General features: G+C 70.1%; 14 protein-coding genes. 4 read left to right on the top strand and 10 right to left on the bottom strand.

The window, feature by feature from the left end; all coding sequences use genetic code 11:
• Nucleotides 1-27: 27 nt before the first annotated feature.
• Both F4553_RS06555 and F4553_RS06550 read left to right on the top strand, forming a co-directional pair.
• The gene (locus F4553_RS06555; protein WP_221469800.1) at nucleotides 28-1,506 is read left to right on the top strand and encodes an RICIN domain-containing protein; all 1,479 of its coding nucleotides are present in this window, start codon (nucleotides 28-30) and stop codon (nucleotides 1,504-1,506) included.
• A 2-nt stretch (nucleotides 1,507-1,508) separates the two neighbouring features.
• On the top strand, nucleotides 1,509-2,951 hold the full coding sequence (locus tag F4553_RS06550; protein ID WP_184833506.1) for a pectinesterase family protein: 1,443 nt from the start codon (nucleotides 1,509-1,511) through the stop codon (nucleotides 2,949-2,951).
• A 277-nt stretch (nucleotides 2,952-3,228) separates the two neighbouring features.
• Here the strand turns inward: F4553_RS06550 and F4553_RS06545 are convergent, their stop codons facing one another.
• The 7 genes from F4553_RS06545 to F4553_RS06515 form a co-directional block, all read right to left on the bottom strand.
• Nucleotides 3,229-3,891, bottom strand: coding sequence for an HAD family hydrolase (locus F4553_RS06545; RefSeq protein WP_184833504.1), 663 nt, complete (start codon nucleotides 3,889-3,891; stop codon nucleotides 3,229-3,231).
• Entirely contained in the window at nucleotides 3,888-4,937 is a 1,050-nt protein-coding gene (locus F4553_RS06540; RefSeq protein ID WP_184833502.1) for an ABC transporter ATP-binding protein, read from the bottom strand. The genes F4553_RS06545 and F4553_RS06540 overlap by 4 nt, the downstream gene beginning before the upstream one ends.
• Before the next feature lies 1 nt (nucleotide 4,938).
• Complete coding sequence (locus F4553_RS06535; protein WP_184833500.1) at nucleotides 4,939-5,757, bottom strand: ABC transporter permease; 819 nt, start codon at nucleotides 5,755-5,757, stop codon at nucleotides 4,939-4,941.
• Nucleotides 5,745-6,641, bottom strand: a complete 897-nt coding sequence (locus F4553_RS06530) for an ABC transporter permease (protein ID WP_246466201.1) — start codon at nucleotides 6,639-6,641, stop codon at nucleotides 5,745-5,747. The genes F4553_RS06535 and F4553_RS06530 overlap by 13 nt, the downstream gene beginning before the upstream one ends.
• A 27-nt stretch (nucleotides 6,642-6,668) precedes the next feature.
• Complete coding sequence (locus F4553_RS06525) at nucleotides 6,669-7,832, bottom strand: ABC transporter substrate-binding protein (protein ID WP_184833496.1); 1,164 nt, start codon at nucleotides 7,830-7,832, stop codon at nucleotides 6,669-6,671.
• A 194-nt stretch (nucleotides 7,833-8,026) separates the two neighbouring features.
• Nucleotides 8,027-8,728 carry a phosphonatase-like hydrolase gene (locus tag F4553_RS06520; protein ID WP_376776194.1) on the bottom strand — a complete coding sequence of 234 codons (702 nt, stop codon included), beginning with the start codon at nucleotides 8,726-8,728 and terminating at the stop codon, nucleotides 8,027-8,029.
• The gene (locus tag F4553_RS06515; RefSeq protein ID WP_184833494.1) at nucleotides 8,725-9,822 is read right to left on the bottom strand and encodes a TIGR03364 family FAD-dependent oxidoreductase; all 1,098 of its coding nucleotides are present in this window, start codon (nucleotides 9,820-9,822) and stop codon (nucleotides 8,725-8,727) included. Before F4553_RS06515 ends, F4553_RS06520 begins: the two co-directional genes overlap by 4 nt.
• A gap of 149 nt (nucleotides 9,823-9,971) precedes the next feature.
• Here F4553_RS06515 and F4553_RS06510 point away from each other — a divergent pair, with 149 nt between their 5' ends.
• Nucleotides 9,972-10,676: a GntR family transcriptional regulator gene (locus F4553_RS06510; RefSeq protein ID WP_184833492.1), complete on the top strand. Its 705-nt coding sequence runs from the start codon at nucleotides 9,972-9,974 to the stop codon at nucleotides 10,674-10,676.
• A gap of 83 nt (nucleotides 10,677-10,759) precedes the next feature.
• Here F4553_RS06510 and F4553_RS06505 read toward each other — a convergent pair whose 3' ends face one another.
• The gene (locus F4553_RS06505; RefSeq protein WP_184833490.1) at nucleotides 10,760-11,986 is read right to left on the bottom strand and encodes a phospholipase D-like domain-containing protein; all 1,227 of its coding nucleotides are present in this window, start codon (nucleotides 11,984-11,986) and stop codon (nucleotides 10,760-10,762) included.
• 129 nt (nucleotides 11,987-12,115) lie between these two features.
• Between F4553_RS06505 and F4553_RS06500 the strand changes: the two genes are divergently transcribed.
• On the top strand, nucleotides 12,116-12,946 hold the full coding sequence (locus F4553_RS06500) for a M23 family metallopeptidase (RefSeq protein WP_184833488.1): 831 nt from the start codon (nucleotides 12,116-12,118) through the stop codon (nucleotides 12,944-12,946).
• Between the two features lie 90 nt (nucleotides 12,947-13,036).
• Here the strand turns inward: F4553_RS06500 and F4553_RS06495 are convergent, their stop codons facing one another.
• A complete protein-coding gene (locus tag F4553_RS06495; RefSeq protein WP_184833486.1) occupies nucleotides 13,037-14,380 on the bottom strand; it encodes a carbohydrate-binding domain-containing protein in 1,344 nt (447 codons plus the stop codon).
• A gap of 29 nt (nucleotides 14,381-14,409) precedes the next feature.
• Nucleotides 14,410-15,579, bottom strand: coding sequence for an alkaline phosphatase PhoX (locus F4553_RS06490; RefSeq protein WP_184833484.1), 1,170 nt, complete (start codon nucleotides 15,577-15,579; stop codon nucleotides 14,410-14,412).
• Between the last annotated feature and the right edge of the window lie 9 nt (nucleotides 15,580-15,588).

Below are 15,588 nucleotides of genomic sequence, written 5' to 3'. Positions count from 1 at the left end.
GCCCGGTCCCGAGCAGGAAGGTCCGTCATGTTCCGTGTTCCACCCTCCCGATCCCCGTGGGCCGTGCGCCGGCTCGCCACGGCGGCGGCGGTGCTGATCGCCGTACCCGTCGCGGTGCTCGCGGCCTCGATGCTCCCGTCGCAGGCGGCGAGCACCCCGACCGCGGGCGGTGTCTACACCCTCGTTCCCGGTGCCAGCGGCAAGTGCCTGGAGGTGCCGGGCGGTTCGACCGCGAGCGGCACGCTGCTGACGCAGGCGGCGTGCAGTGCGGGTGCCGCCCGGCAGCAGTGGCGGGTGACCGCCAGTGCCGGGAAGTTCAACCTGGTCAACGTCGGCAGCGGCATGTGCGTCGATGTCCCCGGCGGTGCGACCAGCTCCGGGCTGCAGCTCCAGCAGTGGGGCTGCGGCAGCGGGCAGTCCAACCAGCTGTGGAGCTTCACCGCGTCCTCGGCCGCGTCGGGCAAGTACCTCGTCAACACCTCGTCCGGCGGGCTGTGCGTGAGCGACGAGGACGGCTCCACGGCGGGCAACAACCCGATCGTGCAGGAGACCTGCTCCGACATCGCCCGCATGCAGTGGTCGTTCAACCTGGTCGGTGCGGCCCCGAGCCCGACGGGCCGCACCTGGTCCACCACGGCCGACGGCTTCGCGGCCGGCACGACCGGCGGTGCGGGTGGGACCACGGTCACGGTCACCAACCAGGCAGACCTCGTCCGGTACGCCGCCAGCAGCTCCGCGTACGTGATCCGGGTGGCCGGCACGATCACCGTGACGCCCTACGGCACGGAGATCTCCGTCGCGTCGAACAAGACGATCATCGGGGTCGGGACGAGCGGCCGGATCAAGAACGGCGGCTTCTTCCTCGGCGTCGGCACCCGCAACGTCATCATCCGCAACCTCACCATCGGTGACACTCTGATGGCCGACGACGACCCCGACGACAAGGTCTACGACTACGACGGCATCCAGATGGACACCGCCGACCACGTGTGGATCGACCACAACACGATCACGCGGACCAACGACGGGATCATCGACAGCCGCAAGGACACGACGAACCTGACGGTGTCGTGGAACAACCTCGGCGTCACCAACAAGGCGTTCGGCATCGGCTGGACGACGAACGTCACGTCCCGGATGACGATCCACCACAACTACATCCACGACACCAACCAGCGCAATCCCAGCACCGACAACGTGGCCTACGCCCACCTCTACAACAACTACCTCAGGAACATCACCTCCTACGGGAACCTGTCTCGGGGCGCGACGAAGATGGTGCTGGAGAACAGCTACTTCGAGAACGTGGCCAACCCGTACTACCCGGAGTCCACGGCGCAGCTCGTGCAGCGCGGCAGCATCCTGGTCAACTGCAGCGGCAAGGCGCTGACCAGCGGATCGGCGTTCAACCCGAGCAGCTTCTACTCCTACACCCTCGACGCCGCGTCGAGCGTGCCGTCCCTGGTCACGACCTATGCCGGTCCGCAGTCCACGATCGGAGCCTGATCATGTCCCGTCATCGCATCCTTCGCTGGGCAGCACTCGCGACCATGCTGCTGACCGCCGTACCGCTCTCGGCGCTGCTGCTCTCCGCACCCTCCGAGGCGGCGAGCACTCCGACCGCGGGCGGTGTCTACACCCTCGTTCCCGGTGCCAGCGGCAAGTGCCTGGAGGTGCCGGGCGGTTCGACCGCGAGCGGCACGCTGCTGACGCAGGCGGCGTGCAGTGCGGGTGCCGCCCGGCAGCAGTGGCGGGTGACCGCCAGTGCCGGGAAGTTCAACCTGGTCAACGTCGGCAGCGGCATGTGCGTCGATGTCCCCGGCGGTGCGAGCACCTCCGGGCTGCAGCTCCAGCAGTGGGGCTGCGGCAGCGCACAGACCAATCAGCTGTGGAGCTTCACCGCGTCCTCGGCCGCGTCGGGCAAGTTCCGCGTCGTCAACGCCGCCACCGCGCTGTGCGTGAGCGACAAGGACGGCTCCACGGCGGGCAACAACCCGATCGTGCAGGAGACCTGCTCCGACATCGCCCGGATGCAGATCGCCTTCAACCTCGTCGGCTCGGCACCCCCGACCGATCCCGCCGGTAAGCCGACCGTGGCCGCCGACGGTAGCGGCGTCTACGCCACCGTGCAGGCGGCGGTCAACGCCGTACCGAACGGCAACACCACCCGGCGGATCATCACGATCAAGGCGGGCACCTACCGCGAGACGGTCGTCATCCCCGCCACCAAGCCCTACATCACCCTGCAGGGCCTGGGCTCGTCGTCGACCGGGACGGTGATCGTCAACAACCACAACGCCGCCGACGGCAGCGCCAACAACGGCTCGACGGTCACGGTCTTCGGCCATGACTTCACCGCGACGAACCTGACGATCTCCAACGACTACGGCATCGGCGTACAGGCGCTGGCGCTCAACCTCAACAACGACCGGGGGATCTTCTCCAACGTGCGGCTGCTGGGCAACCAGGACACCCTGCTCGTCAACAACGCCGCCCGGGTCTACTTCGTCAACTCCTATGTGGAGGGAACGGTCGACTTCATCTACGGCGGCGGCATCGCGGTCTTCAACGCCTGCCAGATCTACGAGAAGCGCACCACCGGCGGACCGATCACCGCGGCGAGCACTCCCGCCGCCAACACCTACGGCTTCCTGATCTACAGGTCCACCGTCAGCGGCGCGGTCGCGAACACCACCCAGCTCGGACGGCCCTGGCGGCAGGACGCGCAGGTGCTCTACCGCGAGTCGTCGCTGACCTCGACGATCAAGACCAGCCAGCCGTGGACCGACATGTCGACCAGCACCTGGCAGAACGCCCGGTTCTTCGAATACCGCAACACCGGTGCGGGAGCCGGCGTCAACGGCAACCGTCCCCAGATGACCGACGCGCAGGCCGCCAACTACACCCCGCAGAAATACCTCGCGGGGTCCGACGGGTGGAATCCGCTGTAGGTCCCACGGCGTCCGCTCCCCGCCGCTACGTGCTCGTGGCAGCGGGGAGCGGACCACTCCCCGCTGGGAAGCAGCCCGATGAGGGGTTCGCGCTGCGCGGTGGTTGCGCTCCCCAGCCGGGTACGCGGTCCGCACGCTCCCTGGCCCCGCCGGCTCGGCCGGCCTTCATGCGGCGCATGATCGCGTTGTTTCCGGGAAGTAGTCCCCTCGCGGACCTGTTGAGGGGCCAGCTTCCGGGAAACAACGCGACCAAGGCCGTGCCGCCACACCACCACGCTCAACGCACCCCGGACGGGGCTCGCACAGCGTCGGCGAAGAGGTCGAGCCCGACCCCGACCAGCGAGTCGACCAGCACCAGTCCCGGCGCAGGGTCGATCGCCACGACCGACGGCACCGCGAGCACCCCGCACCCCGCCGCCAGCGCCGAAGCCACCCCGGTCGGCGTGTCCTCGATCGCGACGCACTTCTCGGCAGGGAAGCCGAGCATCGCCATCGCCAGCAAATAGGGGTCCGGGTGCGGCTTGGTCCGAACGGTGTCCTCGGCGGCGACCGTGACGGCGAACCGCTCCGCGCCGATCGTGGCGAGTACGGTGTCCGCGATCCGTCGAGCCGACGCGGTGACGAGTGCGAGCGGCACGTCGGCGGCACCGAGCAGGTCGAGCAGCCGCTGCGCGCCGGGCCGCCACTCGACGCCATCCTGCGCGACCCGCTCGTGGAAGGCGACGTCGAGCTGCTCCTGCAATCCGTCGAGTTCGGCGCCGAGCCCGGCGAGGAAGGCCGCCGTGACGGGTGCGGCCTGCCCGGCCCGGTCGGCGAGCTGCCGGGGCGTCAGCAGGATCCCGTGCTCGGCGGCGACGGCTTCGACGGCCGCGGCCCAGCAGCCCTCGGTGTCGACGAGGGTGCCGTCCATGTCGCAGAGGACGGCCAGCAGCCCGCTCATCGGGCGGCGACCATGACGGGGTGGTCGACGAGGCGGACCAGGACCTGCGTACCGGGGGTGAGGGCGGCGGCGTCACGGGTGGGCAGGTCCGCCTTGACCCCGGCGCCGTCGGGCAGCCGCAGGAAGAGACGGGTCGTGGCGCCGAGGAAGGAGGCGGTCACGACGCGGGCGTCGCCGTCGTCGTCGGCGGAGACGCGCAGGTCCTCGGGGCGTACCAGGACGTCGACCTCGGGCCCGGCGGGTGCGGTCCCGGTGACGGGGAGGCGCTGCCCGACGACGGTGACGGCACCGTCGCCGGTGAGGTGCCCGGGGATCCGGTTCATCGTGCCGACGAAGCCCGCGACGAACGCTGTGGCGGGGCTGCGGTAGAGGTCGACGGGGGTGTCGCACTGTTCGAGGCGTCCGTCGCGCAGCACCGCGACCCGGTCGGCGATGGAGAGCGCCTCCTCCTGGTCGTGGGTGACGAAGATCGTGGTGATGCCGAGCTCCTTCTGCAGTCGGGAGATCTCCTCGCGCAGGGTGAGGCGTACCTGGGCGTCGAGCGCGGAGAGCGGTTCGTCGAGGAGCAGCACCCGGGGCCGCAGGGCGAGGGCTCGTGCGAGCGCGACCCGCTGCTGCTGGCCGCCGGAGAGCTGGTGTGGGAACCGGTTCCCCTGGGTGGGCAGCCCGACGAGTTCCAGCAGTTCGTCGGCGCGGGTGCGCCGGGCGTGGCTCGGCACCTTGCGGATGCGCAGGCCGAAGGCGACGTTGTCGCGGGCCGACAGGTTGGGGAAGAGGCTGTAGGACTGGAAGACCATGCCGGCGTCGCGGCGGTTGGCGGGCACGTTGACGATGTCGGTGCCGTCGACGAGGACCTGCCCGGCGTCGGGATGGTCGAATCCGGCGACCATCCGCAGCGCGGTGGTCTTGCCGCAGCCGGACGGCCCGAGCAGCGCCATCAGCTCGCCGGGTTCGACGGTGAGGTCGAGGCCGTCGAGGGCCACGGTCGTGCCGAAGGTGCGGCGCAGCGCGCGGAACTCGACCCGCGCTCCGGTGGTGGTGCTCATGTCACTCCTCGCTCGTGGTGGTCTTGGTGCCCGCGCTGGACAGCGCCAGCAGCAGCAGCCAGGTGATCAGCAGGCTGAGCAGCGAGACCGCGACCGAGAGCCGCGCCTCACTGCCGCTGATCTTGACGATCCACACGGGGAACGTCTCGAAGGTCAGGATCCGGGCGATGGTGTATTCGCCGAGCACCAGCGCGAGCGTGAGGAACGCGGCGCTCGCCAGCGAGCTGCGCAGGTTGGGCAGGAGCACGCGGCGCAGGACCTGCCACGGGCTCGCGCCGCAGTTGCGCGCCGCCTCGGTCAGCGTGACGACGTCGAGGGTACGCAGACCGGCGTCCAACGACCGGTAGACGAACGGCAGCGCCAGGATCGTGTAGGAGAGCACGAGCGCGATGGGGAATCTCTCGTCCTGCACCGCGAGGAACGTCTGGTAGAGCGGCGTCTCCGACAACCGGTCCGGCCCCAGCCGCAGGATGGAGCCGATCCCGGCGACGAAGGCGATCGGCGGCACCACCAGCGGCAGGGTGCAGACGACCTCCAGCACGCTGCCCAGGCGCCCCGGTCGCAGTCGGGCCGCCACCATCGCGGGCACGGTGAGGGCCAGGACCAGCACGATCGTCGAGGCGGCGAGCAGCAGCGAGAGCCACAGGCTGTCCAGGAACCCGGGCGCGTCGAGGATGCCGGTGTATGCCTGCGCGGTCACCCCCTGCCCCGGGATGTCGATGCTGAAGACGAGGGATGCGACGAGCGGCGCTCCGAAGTAGAGCCCGGCGACGCCGAGCACCAGCCCGTGCCACCACCGGTTGGGCTTCACCGCAGCCATCGGGCGCTCCGTCGCTGCAGGGGGAGGTAGATCGCCATCACGATGATGGCGACGACGACCATGTCGAGGGCGAGCGCCGAGGCGACGCCCTCCTGTCCGACGAGGACGTTGCCGGAGAGCGCGTCGGCGATCTGCAGCGTGACGAGCGGCAGCACGCTGCCCACCATGGCGGCGGCGGTGGCGTATGCGGCGAAGGCGGTGCCGAAGAGCAGCACGAACCCGCCCAGCAGCGACGGTGCGAGCACCGGCAGGCCGACGTGGCGCCAGAACTGCCGGCCGGTGGCACCGCAGTTGGCGGCGGCCTCCCGCCACTGCGGGCGCAGCCCGTCGAGGGCCGGTGCGATCACCAGCACCATCAGCGGGATGAGGAAGTAGAGGTAGACGACGGCGAGCCCGGCCGGGGTGTAGAGGCTCCAGCCGAGGCTGCCCAGGTCGAGGAGCTGCGTCACGACGCCGGAGATGCCGAGGGTGGCGATGAAGGCGAAGGCGAGCGGCACGCCGCCGAAGTTGGCGAGCACGCCGGAGGCGGTGACGACGAGGTTGCGCAGCCCGCGCCACCGGCTGGCGACGACGGCCTGGGCGAGGACCGTGCCGAGCAGGACGCCGAGCGCGGCGGTGACGGCGGAGAGCTTGACGCTGGATTCGAGCGCGTCGAGGTATGCGCCCTGCACCGACCGGCTCAGGTTCTGCGTGGTCAGCGTGGTGGTGTGCGCGACCGGGTCGGTGGTGGTGACGGCGCCGATGAGGACGGCGAGCATCGGCAGCCCGAAGAAGAAGCCGACGAAGGCGAGCAGCGGCACGGCGGCGAGCAGGGTGGCCGAGCGGCGGCGGCGGGGATGGGCCGGAGCCCGGCCGGGCGCCGCAGTGGCACCCGGACCGGACAACGACTCTGCGGTGTGGAGGGGCATCGATCAGCCGGCCAGTGCCTTGGCCCACTTTTCGACCAGGGTGGCCTTCGCCTTGTTGTTCTGGTCCGGCGTCGGGAACTTCGGCTCGCCCTCGACCTTGGGCAGCGCGGCGACGAACTCGGCGGACGCGGTGCCGTCGGCGATCATCGCGGGCAGCAGGACGGGGCGGGCGTAGCCCTTGAGCCAGAGGTTGTGACCCTCGGTGCTGTAGAGGTACTCCTCCCACAGGCGCGCGGCGGCCGGGTGCGGCGCGTCGAGGTTGATCGCCTGGGAGTAGTAGTTGGCGTACTTGCCGTCGGTCGGCACGACGACCTTCCAGTCGACGCCCTTCGCCGCGAACTCCTTGGCGTAACCGGCGTTGAGGTAGTCCCAGTCGAGGCTGATCGGGGTCTCGCCCTTCTCGACCGTGGCCGGGGTCGACTCGACCGGGATGAAGTTGCCGGACTTGTGCAGCTTGGCGAAGAAGTCGATGCCGGGCTGGATGTCGTCGAAGGAGCCGCCGTTGGCGAGCGACGCGGCGTAGACGGCCGCGATCGCCGAGCCGGACTTGGTCGGGTTGCCGTTGAGCGCCACCTTGCCCTTGTACTCCGGCTTGGTGAGGTCGGCGAAGGTCTGCGGGCAGACCGCGATCCGCTTGGCGTCGCAGCCGATCGAGACGTAGCCGCCGTAGTCGTTGAACCAGCGGCCCTGCGCATCCTTCTGCGCCGCCGGGATCTTGTCCCACGCCGCGACCTTGTAGGGCGCGAAGAGGCCCTCGGCCGCGCCGCTGAGGGCGAACGCGACGCCGAGGTCGAGCACGTCGGGGGCCCGGTCCTGACCCTTGAGGGTCTTCACCGCGGCGATCTCGTCGGCGCTGGAGCCATCCGGGTTGTCGCTGTTCACCTTGATGGCGTACTTGTCGCTGAACGCCTTGATGATCTCGCCGTAGTTGGCCCAGTCCGGCGGGAGCGTGATGACGTTGAGCTGGCCCTCCTTCTTAGCGGCGGCGACGAGCGCCTCCATGCCGCCGAAGTCGGCGACGGAGACGGCCTTGCCGGCGGCGACGCCCGTGGTGGTGGGCGCCTCCTCCTTCTTGGCGCCGCACGCGGAGGCGGCGAGTGCCGTGACGGCCGAGAGCGTTATGCAGGCCGCCAGGCGACCGGCCCGGCGGGTGAGTGACGAGGTCATGCTGGTCTCCCAAGGGATGATGGGGTTACAGGCGCGCCCAGTAGGCACGACGGTGGTGTCTGCGAGCTGAACATCGTGGGATCAATCGGCCGCGCCGGACTGAACAGGGCTCCGTGACAGCGCGCGCTGTGCGCGGCTTCACAGCAGCCCGGGATCGGCGGGGCGACGACGCGGTGCCGCCTCGCGATCACCGTCTACTCCTGCCGCAGCAGGCCGGGCAGCTCTGCGACGCTGCCGATCAGGTGCGTGGCGCCCGCCGCGGCCAGCGCGTCGGCGTCGTGTGCGCCGCCGAGGACACCGGCGACGACCGCGGCCCCGGCCCGCACGCCGCTGCCGATGTCGTTGACGCTGTCGCCCGCGACCACAATAGATCGTACATCGTCGATGCTTAGGCGTAGTGCCGCGTGCAGGATCAGGTCGGGGAAGGGACGCCCGCGCAGCGCTTCGCCGGGGACGAGCGCCAGATCGATCAGGTCTCGCCACCCCAGGGCGTCGAGAATGGCGTCCTGTGTGGAGCGGGCGAAACCCGTGGTCAGCACGACGGCGAGCCCTGCCTCGCGCAGTTCGGCGAGGGCCTGCTCGGTGCCGGGCAGCGCGGTCACCTCGCCGACCGCCACGAACTCGGTGAAAGCGGACTCGAACGCCGCGTTCGCCGCGACGGCGGCCTCCTCCCGGCCGTCGAAGATCTCCCGGAAGACGGTGATCTTCGACTGGCCCATGGTGCGGCGCACCACGTCGAGTGCGGCGGCGTGGCCGGCCGTGCCGGGGTCGAGCCCCTGCCCGGCGAGCGCGGCCGAGGCGGCCCGCTCGACGAGGCCGTCGTCGCCGACGGTGGTCCCGGCCATGTCCAGGCAGGCCAGGCGCGGCCGGGGTGTGGTGGTCCAGTCGTGGGTCACTTGAAGGTCTCCTCGGCGATGGCGGGGGAGAGGGTCATGCCCCGTCCGCCCGGTCCGGTCACGACGATCACGCCGGGGCTCGGCTGCGATCGGTGGTAGATGGCGTCGTCGGTGGTCTGCGAGTAGACCCCGGCCCAGCGGCGGACGATCGGCGGCAGGGTCCGGCCGAGGATCCGCTCGGCGGCCTCGCGGACGTACTCGTAGTAGCGCTCGTCGAGGTCGAAGGCGAAGGGCTCGGCGTACTCGTGGGTGTCGCCGATCGTCAGGCCGCCGTCGAGGCGCTGCACCAGGAGGAGCTGCATCTTTCCTTCCGCCGCGACCGGGTGCTGCGGGGGCAGGGCGGCGCGGGCGGGGGTGTCCCAGGCGGGGTAGTAGCGCATCGAGTCGGCGTCGGCGATCGACGTGGTCACGGGTGTGCCGAAGGGCGCGGTCTGCATCATCTGGAGGCGTACGCGTCGCAGCGGCGCCGCCGACAGGTGCCGACCGGACAGGCCGGTGTGCGCCGCGCCGGTGCACTGGATGACCAGGTCGCCGTCGTGCCGGTCACCGAGATGGTCCACGATGGACGGTCCGTCGCCGAGCTCGCGGACCTCCCGGCCCGGCAGCCACGTGTATCGGCCGGTCGCGTCGAGCGCATCCCGGATCGCCTGCGGCACCAGTCGGGACTCGACGGCGGCGTCGCGGTCGCTGTGCACGGCGGCGAGCAGGTCGCCGCCGAGCGACGGGTTGATCCGGCGCGCCTCGGCCGGGTCGAGCAGTCGCAGGCCCCGGCTCTCGGCGTCGGGCCGGGCGCAGACCTCCTCGGCGACGGCGAGCTCGGTGGGCGTACCCAGAATGGTCAGTGAACCGTTGGGGCGGAAGCCGACCCGCGGGATCACGGCGCCGATCTCCTGCCAGAGCTGCCGAGCCCGCAGGGCGAGGTCGAGCTCGGGGCCGGTGGTGCGGCCGGAGACCCAGACCAGGCCGAAGTTGCGCACGCTCGCGCCCCGCGTGCCCGCTTCGCGTTCGAGGTGGATCACCTCGTGGCCGCGCCCGATCGCGGCATGGGCGTGCATCAGGCCCAGGATGCCGCCGCCGACGACGATCACCCGCATGGCGCCACCTCCCTCACAAGTTGTGTAGATAACTTCAAGGGAGACTGTGGCGGGGTTCGGTGACCGGAGCGTGAACGGAGCCTGCCGGGCCGCCGAACCCTGCTCCAATGGTGACCCGAGCTGAGTAGACAACTGATACGGTGTCGGACATGGAGGCACCGACATACCTGGCTCTCGCCGACGAACTCGAGCGGCTGCTCGCCACCGAGCCGGCCGGGGCCAGGGTCGCCTCCGAGCACGAGTTGGCCCGGCGTCACGGCGTCAACCGGCTCACCGCCCGGGCCGCGCTGGACGAGCTGGAGCAGCGCCGGGTCGTGCGTCGCCGCCGGGGGAGCGGCACCTTCGTCAGCAGGCGCTACGACGTGATCGTCTCGCCGCTCGCGATGCCGAACTGGGCGCAGCTCGTTCGTGCCGCGGGCGGCACCGCGCATGCCGAGGTCGTCGGCGCCGAGCTCGCGGCGGCACCCGACGAGATCGGTGCCGCGCTGGGGGTGAGCGGACCGCTGCTCGTGGTGCAGCGGGTGGGCCGGGTCGACGGGCAGCGGGCGCTGTTCAAGACGAGCTGGCTCGCGGCCGACCTCGTTCCCGGGCTCACCGAGGCGCTACCGCGCCACGATTCGCTGCTCGCGGCGATCGAGGGCGCCTACGGGCTGCAGCCGGTGCGGCACGCGCTGCGGGCGGAGATCGTGGCGCCGCCGGTGCACGTGGTGACGGCGCTGGAGCTGCCGCGCAACACCGAGGTGGTGCGGATCGACAGCCGCACCGACAGCGACCGCACCGGCCGGCGGGTCGAGATCACCCACTCCTGGCTGCGCACCGACGTCTTCCGCCTCGTCGTCGACCTGCAGGGTTAGCGCGACGAGTCTGGTCGAGCGCGAGCGGCTCAAGGCCGTTCCTTCCGAAGAGGCCTGAACCGCCCTTACGCCCGACGTGGGATTCAGCGGCAGGGATAGTTGGTCTTCGTGCAGGCGGTGCCGGTGTTGTAGGCCTCGTTGAAGTGCGTGTAATAGGCGTCGTAGAGCGGGTGTGCGGTGCCGGTCTCCGGGCCCATCTTGACGAAGAGCTCCTCGTTCTCGTTCAGGGCGTCCTGGGTCCAGTTCTGCGATCCGGTATAGACGCGGTACTGATACGTGCCGCCGTAGCTGCCGTACGCCATGAAGAACTTGTTGTGGATGTCGTCCTTGCGGTGGATGGCGACCCCGGCAGCGAGCAGCTCGTCGTAGACCGACTCGGTCATGGAGATGCCGCCGGAGGAGTCCGTGCCCACCGCCATCCAGACGTTGCAGCCGCCGGACCGGTAGGACTTGACCACGTCGACGACCTTGGGGCGACCGCTGGTGACCGAGGCCATGCCGATCCGCAGCCGGCAGCTGCTGGTGGGGGTCAGGTCGTTGAGCCGGGTCGCGATGGTGTCGGTCTGGCCCGCGCCTTCGGGCGAGGCGTACGCGTCGGCTGCGGTCGCCTGGTAGTAGCCCCGTCCGGAAGCGGAGTCGTAGTAGTCGTTGCCGGAGTAGTGCCGGCGGTTCCACAGGTCGGAGAAGTTGGCGTTCAGGCCGCTGAACAGCGCCGTGTCGCCGTAGACGGTGATGGTGTTGTTGAACGCGTCGGTGCCGGTGGCGTAGGTGAGGTTGGCCGACCCGAACCACGAGACGTTGCCGCGCCGGACCCCGGCGGGGTCGGTGGTCGAGGTGAAGGTGAACATCTTGGTGTGCATGTCGCCGTCGGGGCTGGTGCTCATGCACCCGGTGCCGCCGTTGGCGTTGGTGCAGAATTTGTGATTGGTCAGCTTCTTGATGGTGGTGACCGCGGGGTCGGTGGAGGGGGCGTTCTTGCCGTCGATCACGACCATGACCGTGACGCCGCGGGTCTGCGCGCGCAGCAGCGCATCGGCGACGGAGTCGATGCTCAGCGAGTGGATGGTGCCCTTGACGGTGGAGCCCGCCGAGGCGTTGTCGATGAGCCGCTGCAGCTCGGTGATGATCGTGTAGTCGCGCCCGGCGGTGGGGTTGGCGAAGTGGGCCCAGACGGGGTAGCCGCCGATCGTCGCTGACGCCTGGTGGACCGCGGCCATGGCCGGGGTAATGGGCAGCAGGGCGCCGGTCGCGGCGAGGACCGCCACGACCGCTGCGCGCCGGAGGTGGCCGACATGCGAGAAAAGCTTCATGAATGTAGATCATGTGAAGAAGAGTTTCACATGTCAATGGCTCGCTTGATCGGCGGTTCTCGCCGGGCGCCTCGCGGCGATGGCCGGCAAGCCCTTGCCCTTGAGCGGAAGTGGCCTTAGGTTGCATTGATGATCCTCAGTGGGGAACCCGGCCCTGACCCTCCCCGGAACGCCGGCCACGGCGATCTGCGGCCCGAGGATCTCGACGGCGTCGCCTACCTGCGGAGCCTGTCGAGACGCGGGTTCCTCACCGGCGCCGCGCTGGCGGCATCCGGGGTGTCGGCCGCCTTCGCGCTGCTGCCCGACTCCGCTCAGGCTGCCGGCGGCTATCAGCGGCCGTGCGGGAACGTCCCGATCTCGAGTTCCTGGCAGGACCACCGGAACCGGACGCCGCCCTCGGGCGAGCCGGGCACCGACTACGCAGTCGGAGTCGGCACCCCCGTCGCGGCCGCGACGAGCGGCACGATCCGGTACGTGAAGACCGACACCTCCACCGCGACCGGCCGCGTCGTGGGGATGGCCCATGATGACGGCAACTACAGCCGACACCTGCATCTGTCGAGGATCACCGTCGCCACCGGGCAGCGGGTGTCGCGAGGCCAGACGATCGCGTACTCCGGCTCCTCGGCGAACGGCAGCGACAGCGGAGTCGGACCGCATGTGCACACGAGTCTCTGGTTGAACACCGGCAGCCCGACGAACTTCCGCGCGACGGTGGACTTCGAGACCTACGTCGGAGACGTCACCCACCCGAACCCGCCCGACCGAGAGGTAGATGAAGTGTTCATCGCGAATGTGAAGGGCAGCTGGTACCTCATCGTCCCGCAGGGCACCGGCAAGCCGCGGGCGGTGGTCCTCGGCGGCGACAGCAACGCCGCCGGATCCGGCATCCCGGTTCTGAACTTCACCTGGGATCCGTCGATCGCCGCGCTGAGGGCCGCGGTCGACGGCATCGGCTGATGTGCCGGACACTGTCGCGACCTGAGATCTGGTGTCCGAAAGGGCTCGAACCCGTCACCATCGGCAAGGGTTCGAGCCCCGACGGGATGCCTAGCGTACGAAGCCGATCCCCGTGACGACCTTGTCGTACTCGGTGAAGGTCTGGTTGTTGTAGGGCCCGTAGATCCACGTGTGCAGCGAGTTCGCCGCCGTGTCGACCTCGACCAGCCGCACCGGGTTCGTCGTGTTGGAGTGGAACGTCTGCAGGAACGTGTAGATCTTGTTCCCGTTGACCCCGGTGTCGGTCCGGCTCCCCGCGATGCCGGTGTGCCCGGAGAAGACGAAGCGGATGTTCGCGTACTGCTTGATCAGGTTGTCGAAGAGGTACTGCGGACTCGTCGCGCCGTAACCCGAGCTCTGCTCGATGTTGCCGCTGCCGTCGATGTAGTCGTGCGTGACGACGGCGACGTTGTGCAGCGGGTGCGCCGCGACGACGCCCTTCGCCCAGGTGACGGCCTCGACCCGGGGCCACAGCTCCAGGGTCATCACGAGCCACTGCAGCCCGCCCGCCGAGAAGGTGGAGTACGAGTTGTCGACCTTGCCCGCCTCGAACTGCCCCGCGACGGCGCCGTACTGGGCGGCGGTGAAGTACTGGTTGAAGACGGTGGTGTCGCGGACGAGCTCGCGGGTGTGGGCGGGGTCGCGGGCCGAGCCGCCGACGCCGGTCGCCTGGGTGTCGTGGTTGCCGATCGCCAGCGAGTAGGGGATCCCCGCCGTTTCGAGCGGTCGCATGGCGTTGCGGGCGATGACGTACTGGGAGTGGTCGGGCGTGTCCCAGTTGACCACGTCGCCGGAGCTCGTCACGAACCGCAGGTCGAGGGTGGACCGGTTGCCGACCAGCCAATTGGTGCGGTTCAGGAACCGGGTGTCGGTGGTGTTGAGCACTTCCTGCTGGGTGTCGGGCATGACCGCGAAGCTGAACTTCGTGTCGGTGGTCGCCGTCTCCATCTTGGCGTAGCCGATGTGCACGTTGCGGTCGCACGCCGAGGTGCTCAGATCGTTGATGAACTCGATCTTGATGGTGTGGGTGCCACCGGCGATCGCCGAGCCGACCGGGTAGGTGCCGTAGCTGGTGGCGCTGACGATCGTGGTGGTGCCCTTGACCACGCCGTCAGCCGTGACGCGGATCGTCGGCCAGCCCTCGCAGTTGTCGCCGATGGCGCCGATCTGCACCCGGCCCGAGCCGGTGATCGTGGTCGTGGCGTAGCTCGAATTGGCCCAGAGCGACGCGTGGGTGCCCGAGGCCGGGACCGGCGTACCGGTGGCGGTGCGGATCGCGCCGTTGACGACGGTGAACTGCGACGGCGGTGCCGCAGTCGCGGCGCTGCCGGCGAGGGCGCCGCCGGTGAGGACGAGCGCTGCGGCTGCCGCCGCCGCGATGATGCGCTGGGACATGCGCACTCCGTTTCTGCGAAGCTGGACGATCAGGCGCGGAACGGGCCGCTGACCTCGTAGGTGATTCCACCGGAGCCGGTCGAGGAACCGGAGGTGCCACGCTGGGACGAGAAGTAGAGCCGATTTCCGGCCGGGTTGAACGCGGGCCCGGTGACCTCGGAGCTGTCCTGGCCGGTGATGCGCAGGAACGGCGCGACCACGCCGTCCGGGGTGATGACGCAGATCTCCAGGTTGCCACCGTCCTCGGCGACGAAGAGGTCGCCGCTCGACGGGCTGCCGGTGATGTTGTCGACGCCGGTCAGCGGTGCGGTGCCGGGCGGGACCAGCGAGTCGTCATAGGCGAGGTCGATCGTCTGGGTCGCCGCGGTGTACGCCCAGACCCGGTTGTCGCCTTTCGTCGTGAAGTAGCAGACGCCGCCGGTATACCAGCAGCCCTCGCCGCCGTTGAAGCGCAGCGCGGCACCCACCTGCGACCGGGTCGCCGTCGGGATGCCGTCACGGTCGGGGATGTTCTGCCAGGTCACCGGCCCGGAAGTCGTACCCGCCGGAGCGCAGAGGACCTGGAGCCGGCCGGTGTCGAGGTCGCCCCAGACATCGGGGACGAAGCGGTAGAAGCAGCCGTCGGTCTCGTCCTCGGTGAGGTAGACGACCCGGTGGTCGGCGTCGCAGGCGGCGGCCTCGTGCTTGAACCGGCCGAGCCGGGTCCGCTCGACGGCGGGCTTGATGCCGCGCGGGTCGGTCTCCATGACCCGGCCGAGGGCGATCTCCTCACAGGAGAGCCAGGTGCCCCACGGCGTCGCGCCACCGGCGCAGTTGAGGTTGGTGTTGGCGAGAATGCGATAGGACGAGATGATGTCGCCCGCGGCGTTGAAGCGGATCGCGGACGCGCCGCCGAAGAGCGGGATCTCCGAGTTGGACACGTAGATCCAGCCGGAGCCCTCGGCGAAGCACGCGCCGCCGTCCGGAGCCCAGTGCCAGGTGTACGCGGTGGTCCCGACCTTGCGGCCCGACCGGGCGACGACCCGGCTGGTGAACCCGGCGGGCAGGGCGATGCCGTTGGTGTCGGGGGCGAGCAGGGGACCGTAGGGCCCCGGGCCCGGCTGGGCGGCGGCGGCGAACGCCTCCTTCCACAGCGCACCGGAGAAGCCCACGGCACCGATGCTCACCGCACCCACGCGCAGAATGTCGCGACGCTCCACGTCCTGTCT

The organism is Allocatelliglobosispora scoriae (assembly GCF_014204945.1).
Taxonomy (GTDB): domain Bacteria; phylum Actinomycetota; class Actinomycetes; order Mycobacteriales; family Micromonosporaceae; genus Allocatelliglobosispora; species Allocatelliglobosispora scoriae.
This window is presented reverse-complemented; position numbering and strand designations above follow the sequence as displayed.